The sequence below is a fragment of the Marinomonas sp. HM11-D genome (genome assembly GCF_057626615.1).
This window is the reverse complement of record NZ_JBMMKT010000011.1, coordinates 107,655-125,048: the sequence shown is the minus strand read 5'-3', so window position 1 is coordinate 125,048 and position 17,394 is coordinate 107,655. Positions and strand designations below refer to the sequence as shown.

At 48.3% G+C, this 17,394-nt stretch carries 18 protein-coding genes and 1 pseudogene; 7 read left to right on the top strand and 12 right to left on the bottom strand.

Annotation, left to right across the window (positions count from 1 at the left end):
- Positions 1 to 200 precede the first annotated feature (200 nt).
- The 8 genes from ACOSVP_RS14440 to radC all read right to left on the bottom strand — a co-directional run bounded on the left by ACOSVP_RS14440 (position 201) and on the right by radC (position 7,441).
- Positions 201 to 1,169: an ABC transporter permease gene (locus ACOSVP_RS14440; protein ID WP_487348191.1), complete on the bottom strand. Its 969-nt coding sequence runs from the start codon at positions 1,167 to 1,169 to the stop codon at positions 201 to 203.
- 9 nt (positions 1,170 to 1,178) lie between these two features.
- Positions 1,179 to 2,276, bottom strand: coding sequence for an ABC transporter permease (locus tag ACOSVP_RS14435; protein ID WP_487348190.1), 1,098 nt, complete (start codon positions 2,274 to 2,276; stop codon positions 1,179 to 1,181).
- Positions 2,273 to 3,826, bottom strand: coding sequence for an ABC transporter ATP-binding protein (locus tag ACOSVP_RS14430; protein WP_487348189.1), 1,554 nt, complete (start codon positions 3,824 to 3,826; stop codon positions 2,273 to 2,275). The genes ACOSVP_RS14435 and ACOSVP_RS14430 overlap by 4 nt, the downstream gene beginning before the upstream one ends.
- 80 nt (positions 3,827 to 3,906) lie before the next feature.
- A complete protein-coding gene (locus ACOSVP_RS14425) occupies positions 3,907 to 4,902 on the bottom strand; it encodes a BMP family lipoprotein (protein WP_487348188.1) in 996 nt (331 codons plus the stop codon).
- Positions 4,903 to 5,129: 227 nt separating this feature from the next.
- Positions 5,130 to 5,948: a bifunctional DNA-formamidopyrimidine glycosylase/DNA-(apurinic or apyrimidinic site) lyase gene (mutM, locus tag ACOSVP_RS14420; protein WP_487348187.1), complete on the bottom strand. Its 819-nt coding sequence runs from the start codon at positions 5,946 to 5,948 to the stop codon at positions 5,130 to 5,132.
- Positions 5,949 to 6,036: 88 nt separating this feature from the next.
- Positions 6,037 to 6,207 (bottom strand): 50S ribosomal protein L33, encoded by a 171-nt coding sequence (gene rpmG, locus ACOSVP_RS14415; protein ID WP_111637483.1) that lies wholly within the window; start codon positions 6,205 to 6,207, stop codon positions 6,037 to 6,039.
- A 12-nt stretch (positions 6,208 to 6,219) separates the two neighbouring features.
- The gene (rpmB, locus tag ACOSVP_RS14410; protein ID WP_487348186.1) at positions 6,220 to 6,456 is read right to left on the bottom strand and encodes a 50S ribosomal protein L28; all 237 of its coding nucleotides are present in this window, start codon (positions 6,454 to 6,456) and stop codon (positions 6,220 to 6,222) included.
- A gap of 310 nt (positions 6,457 to 6,766) precedes the next feature.
- Complete coding sequence (radC, locus tag ACOSVP_RS14405; protein WP_487348185.1) at positions 6,767 to 7,441, bottom strand: RadC family protein; 675 nt, start codon at positions 7,439 to 7,441, stop codon at positions 6,767 to 6,769.
- A 112-nt stretch (positions 7,442 to 7,553) separates the two neighbouring features.
- Here radC and coaBC point away from each other — a divergent pair, with 112 nt between their 5' ends.
- The 4 genes from coaBC to slmA all read left to right on the top strand — a co-directional run bounded on the left by coaBC (position 7,554) and on the right by slmA (position 11,102).
- Positions 7,554 to 8,771, top strand: a complete 1,218-nt coding sequence (gene coaBC / locus ACOSVP_RS14400; RefSeq protein WP_487348193.1) for a bifunctional phosphopantothenoylcysteine decarboxylase/phosphopantothenate--cysteine ligase CoaBC — start codon at positions 7,554 to 7,556, stop codon at positions 8,769 to 8,771.
- A gap of 8 nt (positions 8,772 to 8,779) precedes the next feature.
- On the top strand, positions 8,780 to 9,238 hold the full coding sequence (gene dut / locus ACOSVP_RS14395; protein ID WP_487348184.1) for a dUTP diphosphatase: 459 nt from the start codon (positions 8,780 to 8,782) through the stop codon (positions 9,236 to 9,238).
- A gap of 316 nt (positions 9,239 to 9,554) precedes the next feature.
- A complete protein-coding gene (gene argB, locus ACOSVP_RS14390) occupies positions 9,555 to 10,463 on the top strand; it encodes an acetylglutamate kinase (protein WP_487348183.1) in 909 nt (302 codons plus the stop codon).
- Between the two features lie 42 nt (positions 10,464 to 10,505).
- The gene (slmA, locus tag ACOSVP_RS14385; protein ID WP_487348182.1) at positions 10,506 to 11,102 is read left to right on the top strand and encodes a nucleoid occlusion factor SlmA; all 597 of its coding nucleotides are present in this window, start codon (positions 10,506 to 10,508) and stop codon (positions 11,100 to 11,102) included.
- A 17-nt stretch (positions 11,103 to 11,119) separates the two neighbouring features.
- Here slmA and pyrE read toward each other — a convergent pair whose 3' ends face one another.
- Positions 11,120 to 11,767: an orotate phosphoribosyltransferase gene (gene pyrE, locus ACOSVP_RS14380; protein WP_487348181.1), complete on the bottom strand. Its 648-nt coding sequence runs from the start codon at positions 11,765 to 11,767 to the stop codon at positions 11,120 to 11,122.
- 117 nt (positions 11,768 to 11,884) lie between these two features.
- On the opposite strand from pyrE, the gene ACOSVP_RS14375 reads away from it, so the two are divergent.
- On the top strand, positions 11,885 to 12,661 hold the full coding sequence (locus ACOSVP_RS14375) for an exodeoxyribonuclease III (protein ID WP_487348180.1): 777 nt from the start codon (positions 11,885 to 11,887) through the stop codon (positions 12,659 to 12,661).
- Between the two features lie 78 nt (positions 12,662 to 12,739).
- Here ACOSVP_RS14375 and ACOSVP_RS14370 read toward each other — a convergent pair whose 3' ends face one another.
- Positions 12,740 to 13,657 carry a D-hexose-6-phosphate mutarotase gene (locus ACOSVP_RS14370; protein ID WP_487348179.1) on the bottom strand — a complete coding sequence of 306 codons (918 nt, stop codon included), beginning with the start codon at positions 13,655 to 13,657 and terminating at the stop codon, positions 12,740 to 12,742.
- A gap of 251 nt (positions 13,658 to 13,908) precedes the next feature.
- On the opposite strand from ACOSVP_RS14370, the pseudogene ACOSVP_RS14365 reads away from it, so the two are divergent.
- Both ACOSVP_RS14365 and rimK read left to right on the top strand, forming a co-directional pair.
- A pseudogene (locus ACOSVP_RS14365) lies at positions 13,909 to 14,322 on the top strand (ATP-dependent zinc protease family protein); the annotation flags it as partial.
- A 66-nt stretch (positions 14,323 to 14,388) separates the two neighbouring features.
- Positions 14,389 to 15,303: a 30S ribosomal protein S6--L-glutamate ligase gene (rimK, locus tag ACOSVP_RS14360; protein WP_487348192.1), complete on the top strand. Its 915-nt coding sequence runs from the start codon at positions 14,389 to 14,391 to the stop codon at positions 15,301 to 15,303.
- Positions 15,304 to 15,377: 74 nt separating this feature from the next.
- Here the strand turns inward: rimK and ACOSVP_RS14355 are convergent, their stop codons facing one another.
- Together ACOSVP_RS14355 and ACOSVP_RS14350 are read right to left on the bottom strand one after the other, a co-directional pair.
- Positions 15,378 to 16,334 carry a GGDEF domain-containing protein gene (locus ACOSVP_RS14355; protein WP_487348178.1) on the bottom strand — a complete coding sequence of 319 codons (957 nt, stop codon included), beginning with the start codon at positions 16,332 to 16,334 and terminating at the stop codon, positions 15,378 to 15,380.
- 1 nt (position 16,335) lies between these two features.
- Positions 16,336 to 17,346 carry a response regulator gene (locus ACOSVP_RS14350; RefSeq protein ID WP_487348177.1) on the bottom strand — a complete coding sequence of 337 codons (1,011 nt, stop codon included), beginning with the start codon at positions 17,344 to 17,346 and terminating at the stop codon, positions 16,336 to 16,338.
- Between the last annotated feature and the right edge of the window lie 48 nt (positions 17,347 to 17,394).

Below are 17,394 nucleotides of genomic sequence, written 5' to 3'. Positions count from 1 at the left end.
CGGTCTGCCGTGTCAGTGGGTGCGTATATTACCGTCGCGGATTTTTAATGCAAGCACTTTTTTTAAAAAAGTTTAAAAGAATATTCTCTATGCCCTTTGGCTGATTTAAAGCGCACCATAGGGGCTGGTCATTGATGCAGTACATAAATGAAAAAGAGAAGCCGAAGCTTCTCTTTTAGTGTGAGTGAGTACAGTGGCTATTAAGCTCGCTCTTTCACATAAGGCTTACCAATGGCTTTTGGCCCAACCGCCTTACCAATAAAGCCCGCCAGCAATAACACGGTTAGTACATACGGCAACACTTCAATGGCTTGCACAGGTACTTCACCAACCCCTGGTAAGGACACGCCTTGTAAACGGACAGCCACAGCATCCAGAAAACCAAATAGTAGACAAGCAAGCAGTACTGGCACTGGTCGCCATTTACCGAAGATCAGTGCTGCAAGCGCCATATAGCCTTTACCCGCACTCATATCTTTTAAGAATCCAGCATTATGCGCAGTGGATAAGTAGGCGCCAGCAATACCGCATAACACACCACAGATAATCACAGCACGGTAACGCACCAGCGCCACAGAAATACCCGCCGTATCCACCGCATGGGGATTCTCACCCACCGCACGCAGACGCAAACCAAAGCGTGTTTTGAATACTACCCAATACGTCACCGGCACCATAGCAAAGGCCAGATAGACTAGGATATTGTGACCGCTTAATAGTTCTGAGTAGAGCAAACCAATCACAGGGACATCGGCTAGTTGCTCAGCAAACGGAAAGGTAATTGGTGTAAAGCGCGCATCACCCGTCAGAGACGGTGTTTGACCACCTTGGTCAAACCAATCTAAACCAAGTGTGACGGTCAAACCTGCCACGATAGTATTAATGGCCACCCCAGAGACAATATGGTCACCGCGGTGGGTAATACAAGCAAAGCCATGAATCAGCGCCAAGCTGACCGATGCCGCAATGGCAAACAGTAAACCGATCCATGCGGAGCCAAATACTGCGGCAGCCGCGGCAGCCGCAAAAGCACCAGCGAGCATCTTGCCTTCTAGACCAATATCAACAATCCCAGAACGCTCTGAGAACAAGCCCGCCAATGCAGCCAAAATTAACGGAGTCGATACGCGCAGGGTCGCATCGAGAATCAGTATTAATGTTTCAAACATACCGCGCTCCTATGCTGCCGCTCTGCGTAAAAATAAACCTTCGATCTTGCCTTTAAACATATTCTCTAGTGCACCAGAGAACAGAATCACAAGACCTTGAATCACCACCACAATTTCAGGGGTGATGGTCGGAATCTCAAACGCCAGTTCCGCGCCACCTTGATACAGTGCGCCAAACAGAATCGCGGCTAAGATGATACCAATCGGATGGTTACGTCCCATCAGCGCCACAGCGATACCGGCAAAGCCATAACCCGCGGTAAAGTTCAGCAATAAGTTATGGTTTACCCCCATAATCTCGTTCACACCTACCAAACCCGCTAGGCCGCCCGAGATTAACATCACCCAAATGGTCACTTTGGCATTGTCTATACCTGCGTATTGCGCTGCTGTGGGATTTGTACCCACCGTGCGCAACTGATACCCCCAACGGGTATGCCACACCAGCAGCCAATAGAACACACAACATAACAGTGCCAATACAAATGCCAGGTTTAATGGCGAATCACCAATATCCAAGCCAAACGGCGCAAAGATATCGTACAGATAAGGAAGCCATGCACTTTCTGCAAAGGTACGGCTGATCGGAGACATCACACCTTCTTCTTTTAGCCAGTTCACCATCAGATAAACCATTAACGAAGAGGCGATAAAGTTGAACATAATGGTGGTGATGACAATATGGCTACCGCGGCGTGCTTGTAGATACGCCGGAATATAGGCCCATGCCGCACCAAATAAAGCGCCACCAATAATCGCCAACGGCGCAATCACTAATAGCGGCAATGAGCTATCCAACCACAAACACAGTAAGCCAACGCCTAGACCACCGAGATAGGCCTGACCTTCGCCACCGATATTAAATAAGCCCGCTTTAAAGGCCACAGACACCGCAAGACCAGTAAAGATTAAGTTAGTCGCGTAATACAGCGTATAACCGATTCCCTCGTCGTAACCAAAGGCGCCATAGAGTAAGTAACCCGCCGCTTCGATAGGGTCTTCACCAATGGCCAGAAACACCAAGCCTGACACCAAGAACGCGAGCAAGATGTTCATTAGCGGAATTAACCCAACACTGACCCATGCAGGGACTTTTGCCTGACTCATGCCTGCCCTCCTTGTCCCTCAGTCCACGCATTGGCCATCATTAAGCCTAGCGTACGTTCATCCGCTTCGCTTGCGGCCACTTCACCGACAACAGCCCCATCAAACATCACAATAATTCGATCACTTAACGCCATAATTTCATCTAATTCTACAGATACCAAAAGAATGGCTTTACCAGCATCCCTTAGCTTCACGATTTGCTCGTGAATATTTTCAATTGCTCCGATGTCCACGCCACGGGTTGGCTGACCAATCAAGAGCACCTCTGGGTTCTGCTCCACTTCACGGGCAATCACGATTTTTTGCTGATTACCACCAGAGAAATTGGCGGTCTTTAAATGGGGATTCGGCGGACGCACATCCCAAGCCGCCATGCGCTCATTACATTCATCCAGCATGGCTTTGCGCTTCATGAGCACCTTGCCGTTGTAGGCTGCGGAATCGTGGTAACCCAGCACCGCCGCTTCGTAGGCTTCAAAACCCGTCACCAAGCCCATCTTATGGCGATCTTCTGGCACATGAGCCATTTTTAGGCCACGCATTTGCGCCGCATTTTTGGGAGCACTGGCCGTAATGGATTGACCGGCAAATTGAATTTCACCCGATGACATAGGTGTAATACCGGAGAGCACATTTAACAGTTCACTCTGGCCATTACCCGACACACCGGCGATACCCAGAATTTCACCCGCCCTCAGTTCAAGGGAAACTTTCTTCAGACGCTCCACCCCTTGACCATCAAAGAAAGAAAGATCTTTCGCTGATAAAACCGTTTGTTGTGGCTTGGCTTCGTCTTTATTTACCTTCAAGCGAACTTTCTTGCCGACCATTAATTCAGCGAGTTCCTCTTTATCAGTTTTCGCTGTTTCGCGGTGCGCGACCATTTCGCCCTGGCGCATCACAGAAACATTATCTGTCGAGGCCAGAATTTCACGCAGCTTGTGGGTAATCAAGATGACCGTCACCCCCTGCTCTTTCAGGGATTTTAAAATGCGGAACAGGTGATCGGCTTCTTGCGGTGTCAAGACACCAGTGGGCTCATCCAAAATCAGAATTTTGGCGCCACGGTATAAGGCTTTTAAGATTTCAACGCGCTGCTGCAGGCCAACAGGTAAGTCTTCTACGATCGCATCAACGTCGATATCCAGACTGTACTCTTGCTCAAGACGTTTTAACTCTTTTCGTGCGGCATCCATACCTTGTTTTAGAACGGCGCCACCTTCAGCGCCTAAGATTACGTTTTCTAAAACAGAAAAGTTTTCCACCAACATAAAGTGCTGATGCACCATGCCAATGCCAACCTTGATCGCATCTTGAGAATTACGAATCGAGACTCTGCTTCCATCAATTGAGATAAAGCCAGAGTCTGCCTCGTAGAAGCCGTAAATGATGCTCATTAGAGTGGATTTGCCCGCGCCGTTTTCACCGATAATGCCGTGAATCGTGCCCGCTGGGACTTGCAAGTCGATGTTTTTATTCGCTTGCACCGTACCGAAACGTTTTGAAATCCCTTCTAACTCAATCGAGTATGGATGTGTTTGTTGAGTCATATTTGTTTCTATGCAAAGTTTTAAGCAAAAAAAAGCAGCTGCCCACTACCAAAGATAGTGAACAGCTGCTTTTTTAGCGATTAATAGTTACAAGTGCTATCAGCCATGTAATCGTGAACACCGATCTCACCACTGATGATCTTCGCTTTTACATCGTCCATTTTCGCTTTCATTTCTGCCGTGATCAGCGCCTTGTTGTTGTCATCCAACGCCCAATCCACACCGCCATCTGACAAACCAAGCACTTCTAGACCTGGCTTCCAAGTACCAGTATTGGCTTCTTCAAAGACTTTATAAGCAGCAGAATCGACACGCTTCACCATCGAGGTTAGCATGGTGCCTGGATGAATGTGGTTTTGGTTTGAATCGACACCGATCGCTAACTTACCTTCATCTTTTGCGGCTTGGTAAACACCGATACCAGTACCGCCCGCTGCGGCAAACACCACATCCGCGCCCTGCGAGAACTGGCTCTTCGCCAACTCAGATCCCTTGGTCGGATCATTAAACGCGGCCCCCGTTGAGCCGGTCATATTCTGAATGACGGTTGCGTTAGGCGTGACAAATTTCACACCTTGTTCGTAACCACAGCCAAACTTACGGATCAATGGAATGTCCATACCGCCAACGAAGCCAACGGTATCTGTCTTAGACGCCATCGCCGCTAATGCACCAACAAGGAAAGAGCCTTCGTGCTCTTTGAAAACAATCGATTGCACGTTTGGCAGATCAATCACCGCATCAATGATAGTGAACCGAATATCCGGGAAGTCTTGCGCCACTTTTTGCACCGCAGACATCATGGTAAAGCCCACCGCGACGATTGGCGAGTAACCACGTTTGGCCAAACGACGTAGGTTTTGCTCTACTTGAGCTTCGTTTTTCGGCTCAGATTCACGAATTTCAATGCCAGTATCTTTGGTAAACTTGGTAATGCCGTTGTACACACCTTCGTTGAACGACTTATCAAACTTACCGGCTTGGTCGTACACCACAGCAGGCTTAATGTCCGCAGCATAAGCTGAGGATGCGGCAATGGCTAACACCGTAGCCGACGCAAGAAAGACACCTTTCATCAATAACTCCCCTTAGAATACTTTTCGATTCCAGCTTCACAATGATAAAACTGGCTAATCGGTCAAAAATAAACTGATTATTGTTTAAGCGCAACGTCAGCGTGCACATTTACACCATTATTCGCGTTTATCGAATACTAGATAGAGTTTGAAAGATTTAAAGATAGACCTGAGCGGAGCATCTTGCCGATGTTTATCAACAAGATGCTTTGGCTAGATGAAAAGAATTATTTCTGACAATTAACGCAATAAACGGTACTACGCTGCCCTTGGCGAATTTCTTTAAGAGGGGCTTGGCAGGTCACACAAGGTAGATCTGCACGGCCATAGACTTTCAGCTCTTGCTTGAAGTAGCCTGGTTTACCTTCACCACTGACAAAGTCTTTTAATGTTGTACCACCTTGCGCGATGGCAGCCGCCAACACAGTTTTAATGCATTCCACAAATACCGCTAAGCGCGCTTTACTAATATTACCCGCCGCACGAGTGGGACGAATGCCCGCCATAAATAAGGCTTCATTAGCGTAAATATTCCCGACCCCAACCACGATCTTGCTATCCATAATAAACTGCTTGATCGCCTGCTTACGGCCTTTGGCTTTTTCATAGAGGTAATCAATATCAAAGGCATCGGTAAGCGGTTCTGGGCCTAGATGCGAAATCAACTCATGTAACTGCCAATCCCCTTCTTGCCATAGCATGGCACCGAAGCGACGCGGATCGGTATAACGCAATACTTTATCAAGCCCAGCAAAATGAATATCCACATGGTCGTGAAACATTGGCGGTGTTTCCGGCGCGACAAAGTACAAGCTGCCCGACATACCTAAATGAATAATCAACGTACCCACATCGGTCTGCACACCAATATATTTGCCGCGACGTGTAACATTGCGGACGACCTGGCCCGGTAATTTTGCTGGCACATCATCAGGAATTGGCCAACGTAGCTTGGGCTGACGAATATCTATGCGTTCTATGGTTTGATTTAAGATATGCGGCGCAATGCCATTCTTGGTGGTTTCGACCTCGGGTAATTCCGGCATACTTTCCTCAAGTTCTTAATGATTAGCGTCTTTAGGATACAAAAAAACCGGCACTGGGCCGGTTTTCTCGTTTACAAGAAAGCAAAAATTATTTGATTTTCGCTTCTTTGTACATCACATGCTTACGAACAACAGGATCGTACTTTTTCATCTCCAATTTGTCTGGAGTGTTACGCTTGTTCTTGTCAGTCGTGTAGAAGTGACCAGTACCTGCAGAAGATACCATGCGGATTAGATCGCGAGCGCCTTTAGAAGCCATGATTCAGATTCCTTATACTTTTTCGCCACGAGCACGGATTTCAGCAAGAACTGAATCAATGCCTTTTTTATCGATAATACGCATACCTTTAGAAGATACACGGATACGAACGTAACGGCTTTCACTTTCTACCCAAAAACGGTGCCAGTGAAGGTTAGGAAGAAAGCGACGCTTAGTGTGACGCTTTGAGTGAGAAACGTTGTTACCTGTAATAGGACGCTTCCCAGTAACTTGACATACGCGAGACATAATTAAATACCTTATGCTATCCGAAGATTATTGGAAGTTTGCACTTCCTCAGGCGGAGCGTGGGTCACTCTGGAACACTTTTAAGTGAACGCGGGGGCCACAAAATCCCGTACCGAGGATATAGCGGCGCGAATTCTCCCACAGTCCCCTGTAAACAGCAAATGATTTGTTAAAAAATTGATCAATTATATCCTCACGCGAAGCTTTCCAGTATTCAATTTACTTGCGCAATGTCTCGTACCTCAACAAGTACCGGATTTAAAAAGCACGTAAATTAAACAACAGGAAATCTATTGGCAGACAATCTCAATCAGAGCAATCCCCTTTCTGCCAACGACAACGGCCGACTATCTCCCACGATAAAATGATCCAATAAGCGTACATCAATCAGATCTAGCGCTTTGCGTATGCGTTCGGTGATGTTGATATCCGCCTGGCTGGGTTCGGATACGCCCGAGGGGTGGTTGTGGGCCAAGATCACTGCGGCCGCATTATGAGTCAGGGCTGCTTTGACCACTTCTCTTGGATACACAGCGGCACTGTCGATGGTGCCCATAAAGAGCTCTTGATAACGAATCAATCGATGTTGTGAGTCTAAGAACAACACCGCGAAGATTTCCCGCTGGGAATGGCGTAGCTGAGTCGTTAAGTAAGTTCGCACCGCTTCGGCACTATTAAAAACCGTATCTCGGGTCAGTTGCTCTTGCAGATGCCGCTTGGACATTTCTAACACGGCTTGCAGCTGGGTGTATTTGGCATCCCCTAGGCCAAAGCCTTGGCAAAACTCTTCTCTCGATGCAGACAATAAGGCGCGCAGACCGCCAAACTGATGTAACACTCGACGCGCCAGCTCCACTGCACTGATTCCTTGGGTGCCGGTTCTTAGAAAAATGGCTAATAGTTCCGCATCGCTCAGTGTATGAGCTCCCTGATGCATTAACTTTTCCCGTGGGCGTTCCGCTTCTGGCCATTGTTTTATGCTCATAATACTCACCTCCTTGTGGTACTCTTTGCGCATTCTAGTCGCGAATAGGTTGGCACATCCTGTGCTCCATCATATTCAGCGTTGTCTGTCACTTTGGGATAAGAAACGAATGATGTCCAGTCTTGTGAACAAACAGATTCTCGTGGGGATTACCGGTGGTATCGCCGCTTATAAAACCATTGAATTGATCCGTCTGCTCACCAAAGCCGGCGCCGAGGTTCAGGTGGTGTTAACCGAAGGTGCCAAAGCCTTTGTCACTGAGATGACTTTACAGGCGATTTCAGGGCATCCCGTTCGCAGCACACTGTTAGACCCGACCGCAGAATTGGGCATGGGACATATTGAGCTGGCGAAGTGGGCCGACCTAATTGTAGTCGCGCCAGCTTCCGCTGATTTTATGGCACGCTATAGCCAAGGTATGGCCAATGATCTGTTGACGACGCTTTGCTTAGCCACTGATGCAGAGGTATTACTGGCGCCCGCGATGAACCAAGCCATGTGGCGCCACCCTGCCACACAAGCCAATGCTGAGTTGCTGGCACAGCGCGGCGTAATGCTGTGCGGCCCAGCGTCTGGCATTCAAGCCTGTGGCGATGTGGGCCCTGGCCGTATGGAAGAGCCGGGAAGTATCTTCGCCTCTATCCAACAAGCTCTCACTCCCACTAAGCAAGACCTAGTGGGTCAGCATTGGGTCATTACCGCAGGGCCTACGATGGAAGCCATCGACCCTGTGCGTTACATCAGTAATCACAGCTCTGGCAAAATGGGTTACGCCCTCGCCGCAGCTGCACAGGCCCGTGGTGCAAAAGTCACTCTTGTTAGTGGCCCAACACAGCTGGACGCACCACAAGGTGTGCAGCGCATTGCCATTAAAAGCGCGGACGATATGCTCGCAGCTTGCCGTAATGCCATGACAACGCCTGCTGATGTGTTTATCGGTGCCGCTGCCGTGGCTGACTTTCGCATGAAAGAAGTCGCTTCCCAAAAGATGAAGAAGACTGGCGACAGCGATGAAATGCAGCTGACATTAGTTAAAAACCCAGATGTGATCGCGACCCTAAGCCAAGAAAAAGCCGCCAAATGCATGGTTGGCTTTGCCGCAGAAACGCAAGATGTCATCGCCTATGCGAAAAGTAAGCTAGAGCGCAAAGGTCTGGACCTGATCATCGCCAACGATGTCTCACGCACTGACATTGGTTTTAACAACGATGAGAACCAAGTCACAGTATTATCCAAAGACCAACAATGGACACCGCCGAAAGAGGCGAAATCAGCCCTAGCCGTTGAGCTAGTCGAGCTGATTACTCAATACCAATCCACCCATTCATGAGTGACATAATGAAACACCCTATTCAACTGAAAATTCTGAACCCAAAGATTGGCACTGAACTGCCACTACCGGCATACGCGACCGAAGGCTCTGCCGGTCTAGACCTACGCGCCTGCCTAGACGAAGCCATCGCTCTTGAACCTGGTCAAACGACTTTGCTACCGACAGGGCTTGCGATCTACATCGAAGACCCGAATCTAGCGGCAACGATTTTACCTCGCTCTGGTTTGGGCCATAAGCACGGTATTGTACTGGGCAATCTAGTGGGCTTGATCGACTCAGATTACCAAGGCGAGCTAATGGTGTCTTGCTGGAACCGTGGCCAAACAAGCTTCACCATCGAGCCAGGTGAGCGTGTTGCTCAGTTAGTGCTATTGCCTGTGGTACAAGCAGAATTCAACATCGTCGAAGACTTTGTTGCCAGCGACCGCGGCGTCGGTGGCTTTGGCTCTACTGGCACCAAGTAAGCGCTTTCTAAAACAAGATAGTTGAATTGAGTTCAGCTATCTTGCCACTCTTTTTGAACCACCTCATGCATCCTTTGTTTGGTAAATAAAGATCACTGCAAATGGTCAATATCGCGTCAATTTTCATTATTTTTTTCTAGAGAGTCGACGCGGTTCACGTTATTATTTTCCCCCATAAGTGGTCGCTTACACTCGCTGTAATGATTCTGCTACATACCTTAAGTAGACTTTGGTGAGCAAGACTTTGCGCCCTCTTCACTCTCTTCTTTGACCCAGTCAAAAGAGCTCTTTGAATAACAATAGGAGTGTTTCCATCGTGGCATATACACGCGAATCAGCATTAGATGTGGCTCAGGTATTGAGCGAGTCCCTACCCTACATCCAGCGTTTTGCTGGCAAGACGCTAGTGATCAAGTACGGCGGCAACGCTATGACAGATGAAGCGCTTCAAGCGGGGTTTGCGCGTGATATCGTGTTGATGAAAGCGATCGGCATCAACCCTATCGTGGTTCACGGCGGCGGCCCTCAAATCGGTGACATGCTGGCGAAACTAAGCATCGAATCTAAATTCATCAACGGTATGCGTGTCACAGACACGGCGACCATGGATGTGGTTGAGATGGTACTTGGCGGTCAAGTCAACAAAGACATCGTTAACCTAATCAACCGTGCTGGCGGTAAAGCCATTGGTCTAACCGGTAAAGACAGCGGTTTCATCAAAGCGAAGAAACTGTTTGTGAAACACCAAGCCGAAGGCATGAGCGCTCCTGAGCAGGTTGATATCGGTCATGTGGGTGAAGTGGCAAGCATTGATACAAGCGTTCTTAAAGTTCTAGAAAACAGCGATTTTATTCCTGTGATCGCGCCAATTGGTGTCGATGATGAAGGTAACTCTTACAACATCAACGCTGACTTGGTTGCTGGTAAAGTGGCGGAAGCCGTGGGTGCTGAGAAGCTAATGCTGTTGACCAACATTTCTGGTGTGCAAGACAAGCAAGGCAAGGTACTAACGGGCCTAAGCACAGCTCAAGTAGATAACTTGATCGCTGATGGCACCATCTACGGCGGTATGCTACCAAAAATCAGCTGTGCCCTATCGGCAGTGAACTCTGGCGTAACCAGCGCTCACATCATTGATGGTCGTGTACCTCACGCTACCCTGCTAGAAATCTTCACCGATACTGGCGTAGGCACCTTGATCACCAACCAGAACAAAGACGCTTAACTCGCATACAACACCAATTAATAAGCGATAGGCAGTATTGATATGAGTACGAAAAAAAGCGATCGACGCACGGAAATATTACAAGCCCTTGCAGGCATGCTGGAAAGCAGTCCTGGGGCGCGTATCACTACCGCTGCTTTAGCGAAAGAAGTGGGCGTGTCAGAAGCAGCTCTGTACCGCCACTTTCCAAGCAAAGCGAAAATGTTTGAAGGGTTAATCGAGTTTATCGAAGAAACTCTATTTACACGTATTAATCGTATTGTGCAGGACGAAAACGATATCAATCTTCGTCTGGAGATGATTCTGTTCCTAACGTTGAGTTTTGCCGAGCAAAACCCAGGCATGTGCCGTTTGTTGACGGCGGATGCGTTAGCCGGTGAGACCGAACGCTTACGGGTACGTATCGCACAATTGTTTGATCGTATTGAAACGCAGTTGCGCCAAATCTTGCGCGAAGCGGATCTAAAGCAATCCTTGCGTCCAGTGATGGGCACAACGGCTTGCGCAAATTACTTATTGGCGTTGACGGAAGGAAAGATTCGCCAGTACGTAAGAACCGAGTACAAAACCAAGCCATTACAACACTGGCAGGAGCAATGGCAAGTCATTGCTCCAACATTAATGGTCGGCCACGCGTAAGCGCGGCCAGCCGTTAATTAAACACCGTATTGATCGCGGTACGCTGTCACCGCTTCTAGGTGTTGAGCAAACTCTGGTGAGTCCTGCTCTGCAAGGTAAGTCATGATGTCGTTCAACGACACAATGCTGATGACAGGCATGTTGAAATCACGTTCTACTTCCTGAATCGCAGACAGTTCAGCACGGCCACGTTCTTGACGGTTTAGGGCGATCAACACACCCGCTGGCGTTGCACCCGCTTGATTGATGATTTCCATCACTTCGCGGATCGCCGTACCGGCTGTGATCACGTCGTCGATGATCATGATGTTACCTTCAAGAGGAGCACCCACTAGGGTACCGCCTTCACCGTGAGCTTTTGCTTCTTTGCGATTAAACACGTACGGTGTATCAATGTTATGGTGATCGAACAAAGCCACCGCTGTGGTGGTCGCCAACGGAATACCTTTGTAAGCAGGGCCAAAAAGAACGTCGAATGACACGCCTGCTTCAACCAGTGCTGCAGCATAAAAGCGGCCTAACTTAGCCAACGCTTGTCCTGAATTGAACAGGCCCGCGTTGAAGAAATAAGGGCTCACACGACCCGATTTAAGTGTGAACTCGCCGAAACGCAATACGTTTTGCTCAATGGCGAACTCAATAAATTCTCTTTGGTAAGGTTTCATGCCGACTCCAGAAAGATAAAAAACTACAAACAAATTGCCTCTTGTCAGCAAAATATGCTTTCCTGACAAACGATGGGCGCTAATATAACACACGGCTAGGAATTGTAGGGACCAGAAATGAAGGTCATCAGCCTTAATGTAAACGGTATAAAACAAGCAGCCGAACGCGGCTTCTTTGAGTGGATGGTGCGCCAAGACCCAGATGTAGTGTGTCTGCAAGATCTTCAAGCAGATGAACGCAGCCTAAACGACAGCGTATTCTTTCCACCAGAATTTAATGCTTACTTCTTTGATTCGATGGAAAACCCAGATGAAGCTGGGGTGGCAATCTATTGTAAAGCCATGCCGAAAGCCATTATGACCGGTATGGGCTTCCCTGAATGTGACTTTGAAGGTCGCTTTATTCAGGCCGACTTCGACAAAGTCAGCATCGGCTCATTTTTGACACCGCATGGCTCGAACCACGAAGAAGCGCTACAAGAACACAAGTACCGCTTTATGGAAGGTTTCAAAAACCACTTAATCAAGACTCGCCGCAAACGTCGTGAGTTTATTTTCTGTGGTACCACTAACGTGGCGCGTTCGCCGATTGATGTGAGCAGCTGGTTCGTCAACCAACGCAACTCCGGCTTTTTGCCAGAAGAGCGCAAGTGGATTAACGAGATCTTCAATGATCACGAATACATCGACGCCTTCCGTCAGGTCAATAAGCAAGATAAGCAATACACTTGGTGGCCAGACTACGAACGTGCTTGGAAATTGGATGAAGGCGGCCGTTTGGATTATCAAATCGCCACACCAGGCCTAAAACACGTGATTAAAGGTGGCAGTGTTTACAAAGGTCAGCGTTTCTCTGACCACGCACCGCTGATAATGGAATATGACTTAGACTAAGTCTTTGCAGCAGACATAAAAAAGCCCAGTGCTCACCAAGAGCACTGGGCTTTTTCATTTAAGCAATCAGAACAAGGCTTAGTCTTGCTCTAAGGACTCCACGTGCACCGTAAAGCGCAGCTGATGCATTTCCCCAGCAGGAATCTTGTAAGCGTTTGACAGGGCGTTAGCGGTCTCAATACAGACAAAGCGACGGAAGTCGTCGTCTTCCATATCAGTGCGCAGTTTGGCGAGTGCTTCACCTGGGTTCCACAACACTTTAGAACACGCACCCTCTGATTCAATCAGCAATTTACGCTTCAGGGTCGGATCGATTAACGCCACTTGCTCTGGCGCATTGAGATAAACGCAGTCTAATTCTTCGCAAGGGGTGACGATGCCCTTTTGCGTTTTCTCCTTGCCATCATCAAACTTGTCCACGTAAGTTGCGCCATCTAGGCCATGTACCTCAGCGGTTTGGTTATCGCCAATATGGAAGTAAGTGTGTAGCGCTTCGGAAATGGCCATCTCTTTGTCAGACAGGTTCGCTGCCGAGAAGTTGATACTAAAACCTTCCCCTAAACGGAATACTTGGCGCAATTCAAACGCTTGCGGCCACATTTCTTCGATCAATGGATGATCTTCTGAGGCTAGACGAATGACAATTTTGGCGTCACCATTTTTAAAGCGACCAACCTCCACTAATTGCCAGCGGAAATAGCGCGCCAAGCCATGGGCCGGCAAATCGTCGTCTTCGGTGTTTGCGCCAAACCACGGCCAACAAACAGGCACACCGAAATGGCGGCGACCAAAGCGAGTTTGCGCGCCTTCATTCTCGGATTGAAACAGGAGGTCAGCTTGTCCAGTTGGCACAAAGCTCACCAAATGCCCGCCCCACAGGGCAATTCGGGCACTATAGCTGGGCTGATCGATGATGATCTCATCACATTCTCTAAGGCTGTTTGGACGAATTTCTCCGCCTAATTCCTCAAGCTCGCGCATCAGCTGAGCATCCATTTATCGCTCCAATTTTTGTCTTCGATTGGCTCATATTAGTCCTTCACGTCTCGATTACAATAGTTTGACGTAATGCTGAACATTCAAATCACAAAATCCCATCTGAATACCAAAAATTACTTACTTATTGAGTCGCTTTAGGCTATAACGCAAGCTTGTTACGGCTAGGATAAAAACGAGCAAAATCGCTTACTTGAACTATCCTTGTTCGGTATCCTTTTCTCATTCAGTATTATTGAGATCATCGCATTATGAGTGATTTTTTTGACCAAAAGTCAGTGATTGGTAACGCCGAGTGGTGTACCTTCCCATCCCTAAATATCCCAGCGATCAAAGCGCGAGTGGACTCGGGAGCTAAGACATCTTCATTGCATGCCGTAAACATTCAATCGTTCCAGCGAGCAGGACAAACGTGGGTAACCTTTGAAGTCCATCCGATCCAAGACAGCCGCAAAGTGGTGGTTTACTGTGAAGCGGAAGTGATCGATCAACGTGTCATCAAGAGCTCTAGTGGCGATCGTGAAAAGCGCTATGTGATTCGTGTGCCGCTTCAGCTAGGCGAACGTACTTGGGACGTAGAACTTACCCTGACCGACCGTGACAGCATGGGCTTCCGTATGCTGCTGGGCCGCGAAGCGATGAACGGCCGCCTGCTGGTAGATCCTCAAGTAAGCTGCATCTACGGTGATCGTCCTCAAGAAACGCTGGCTAAGCTTTATGAAGCCCCTGAGATTCGTGAAGGCGGCTTACGTATTGGCGTTTTGGCCAGCAACCCTGACTTATACAGCAACCGCCGAATTATCGAAGCGGGTGAAGCCATGGGCCACGAGATGCAATTCTTAAACGTGCGCCATTGCTACATGAAATTGGATGCGACCACGCCTGAAATTCACTACCGTGGTGGCCGTATTCTGAATGACTTGGACGCTGTCATTCCACGTATTCGCCCCAGCATGACCTTCTACGCCTGCACGCTGCTGCGTCAGTTTGAATCGCTGGGCATTTTCTGTTTGAACGACTCTACCGCGATTACTCAATCACGTGACAAATTGCGTTCACTGCAGTTGTTGCTTGAGCACGGCTTGGCGATCCCAACCACAGGTTTTGCCAACTCACCACTCGATACCACAGACCTCATCAACATGGTTGGCGGTGCGCCACTGATTGTGAAATTGCTAGAAGGCACACAAGGTAAAGGCGTGGTCTTGGCAGAAACCAAGAAAGCCGCGGAATCTGTTATCAACGCCTTTAAGAGCCTTAACGCCAATATCTTAGTACAAGAGTTCATTAAAGAAGCCAGCGGCAAGGACCTGCGCTGCTTCGTGATTGATGGCAAGGTCGTAGCGTCGATTCAACGTGTTGCTGCACCGGGTGAGTTCCGCGCTAACATCCACCAAGGCGGTCGCGCAGAATTAGTAAAAATTACCGCAGAAGAAAAACGCATTGCCATTCGCGCAGCGAAAGCCATGAATCTAAAAGTTGCAGGGGTGGATTTGATCCGTTCTAATCACGGTCCATTGCTTCTGGAAGTAAACTCTTCTCCAGGCCTACAAGGCATTGAAACCGCGACCAATGAAGACATCGCGTCGATGATGATTGCGGCGGTCGAAAAGCGCTTGCTAGGCAAACTACGCCAACCTGAATAATAAGTTCAGATAACCACAAAAAAGGCGCTTACATGGGATGTAAGCGCCTTTTTATATTCGATGGCTGAACAAACTCAATCAGCCATCACGGTTTGGTTACGACCATTGTGCTTAGCACTGTATAAAGCGCTATCGGCACTTTCTATCCATTGCTCTAGACTGTCGTGCTGTTTACCAAGCTCGCTGCAACCAAGGCTAACGGTAATCTTAATATCGCCTTTACTGGTATTGAACACTCGCTCTTCCACCTGCTGACGAATCTTTTCGCAGTACGCTTTCGCGCCTTCTTTACTGGTATTGAGAAGCAAGACACAAAACTCTTCACCACCGTAACGCCCAACAAAGTCTCCGCGACGAGAGCCAGATGAAAGGATCTTAGCCATTTCCTGTAGCACAAGGTCACCGATCGGATGACCGTAGGTATCATTCACATTTTTAAAGTGATCGATATCCGCCATCACCAAACAATGGGGACCACTGTTGCCCATCGCATAGGAATCAAAGGTCAACTTCATCGCGCGATCTAAGCTGGCGCGGTTATTGAGCTCCGTCAGACCATCGGTTTTGCTCATTTGATCCAGCTTACGGTTAGCCGCCGATAAGGCCGCTTTATTCACCGCCACATCGGTCACGTCATACACCACTAAGCAAAGATGGTTCACTGTGCCATTAGCATTATTGATCGGGCGAATCACCACGTTTTGATACATGGCATCGGCAATACTGGTAACCGATCGATAGGACTTAAACGGGAACATATGCGGACGCTGTTCCCATGACACATAGATAGGTGTGCGCAAAGCCATAGCATTATCGAGCTTTTGCTGTAGCCAAGGGCGGTTAATCGTCGGAAAGATTTCAAATAGCGAGCGGTTACGAGCATTACTAGAGCTCACGCCAGAATGGTTTTCCATGAAACCATTCCACAGTTCGATTTCGTACTTGTCATTCACCACCACGAGACCGACATCGATATGCTGCAGCATATCGAACAACCAATGTAGCTCGGTCATTTCTGTTTGCTGCGTCATTTCAATCATCCTCTACCAAATAAGACAAAAGATTCTCCAGTACTGGTAACGAATCTTCTGTGAACAACAACATCAAATCACAACTAATTTGGTAATTATCCACTTCGTAGACAATTTCTACCGCGAGGGTGCGCTTCCATTGAGCACGCTTCACATTGATCAAATCCGCCACTTTCATATGCTGGCCTAACACCACAGGATGGCTGTAGCTAAAATCAATATTCAGCTGATCGCCAAGCGCCTTGATAAAAGGGCCAATCAACACCGAAGAAATGTCCATCTGCAATTCAATAGCCAAATTACTATCGATGTCTTCGGTCACATTGAGCAGCTTAGCCATATCTGGAAAGCTCGAATCCGAGAAGATCAGCAGGGCTTCCATGGCAATTCCTGCACCGACGAATCCTTGTGTCACCGCTGAGCAGCGTCCAGAGTTCATCGCACCATAGCTCAGCGCCATCTGCAATTCACTGACCTCAAGGATGTTCACTTTCGGTACTGGTAGCTTGATGAACACATTGAGCATATCGGCCAAGACACTGGCTGCACGCCCCATGGCAACGTTCGACACCTCTTGCAGACACTGGCTTAAACCAAAGTCATCGGCCGCACTGCCCTGCACCACCAATCCAGAGCTTGAACTCTCGCCGAGTAAACCAAAGGAGTAAATGACGTTTTGTAAGACATCCCGTTCAACGGGTTTCTTAAGAAAGTCTAAAGCTCCCAGCGCTTTGACCCGTTGCATGGCCTGCGCTTGGACATCACCAGAGACCACGATCACCTGCGGCGCATTCGCTACTCCCTTCAATGCGTCGAGGGTCTGGTAGCCATCCATCACTGGCATGTTCAAATCAAGAAACAGGATATCCACCTTTTGGGATTGGATATGCGCTAACGCTTCTTGACCATTTGTCGCAAACTCAACTTCCGCATCCCATTCAGTGGGTAGCACTCGAGCTAGCTGCTTCCTGGCAATACCAGAGTCATCACAGATGAGAATTTTTTTACTCATGGAAATTACAACCGCCTATGGATCATGAGCCTACGCTCAAGCTTCCTA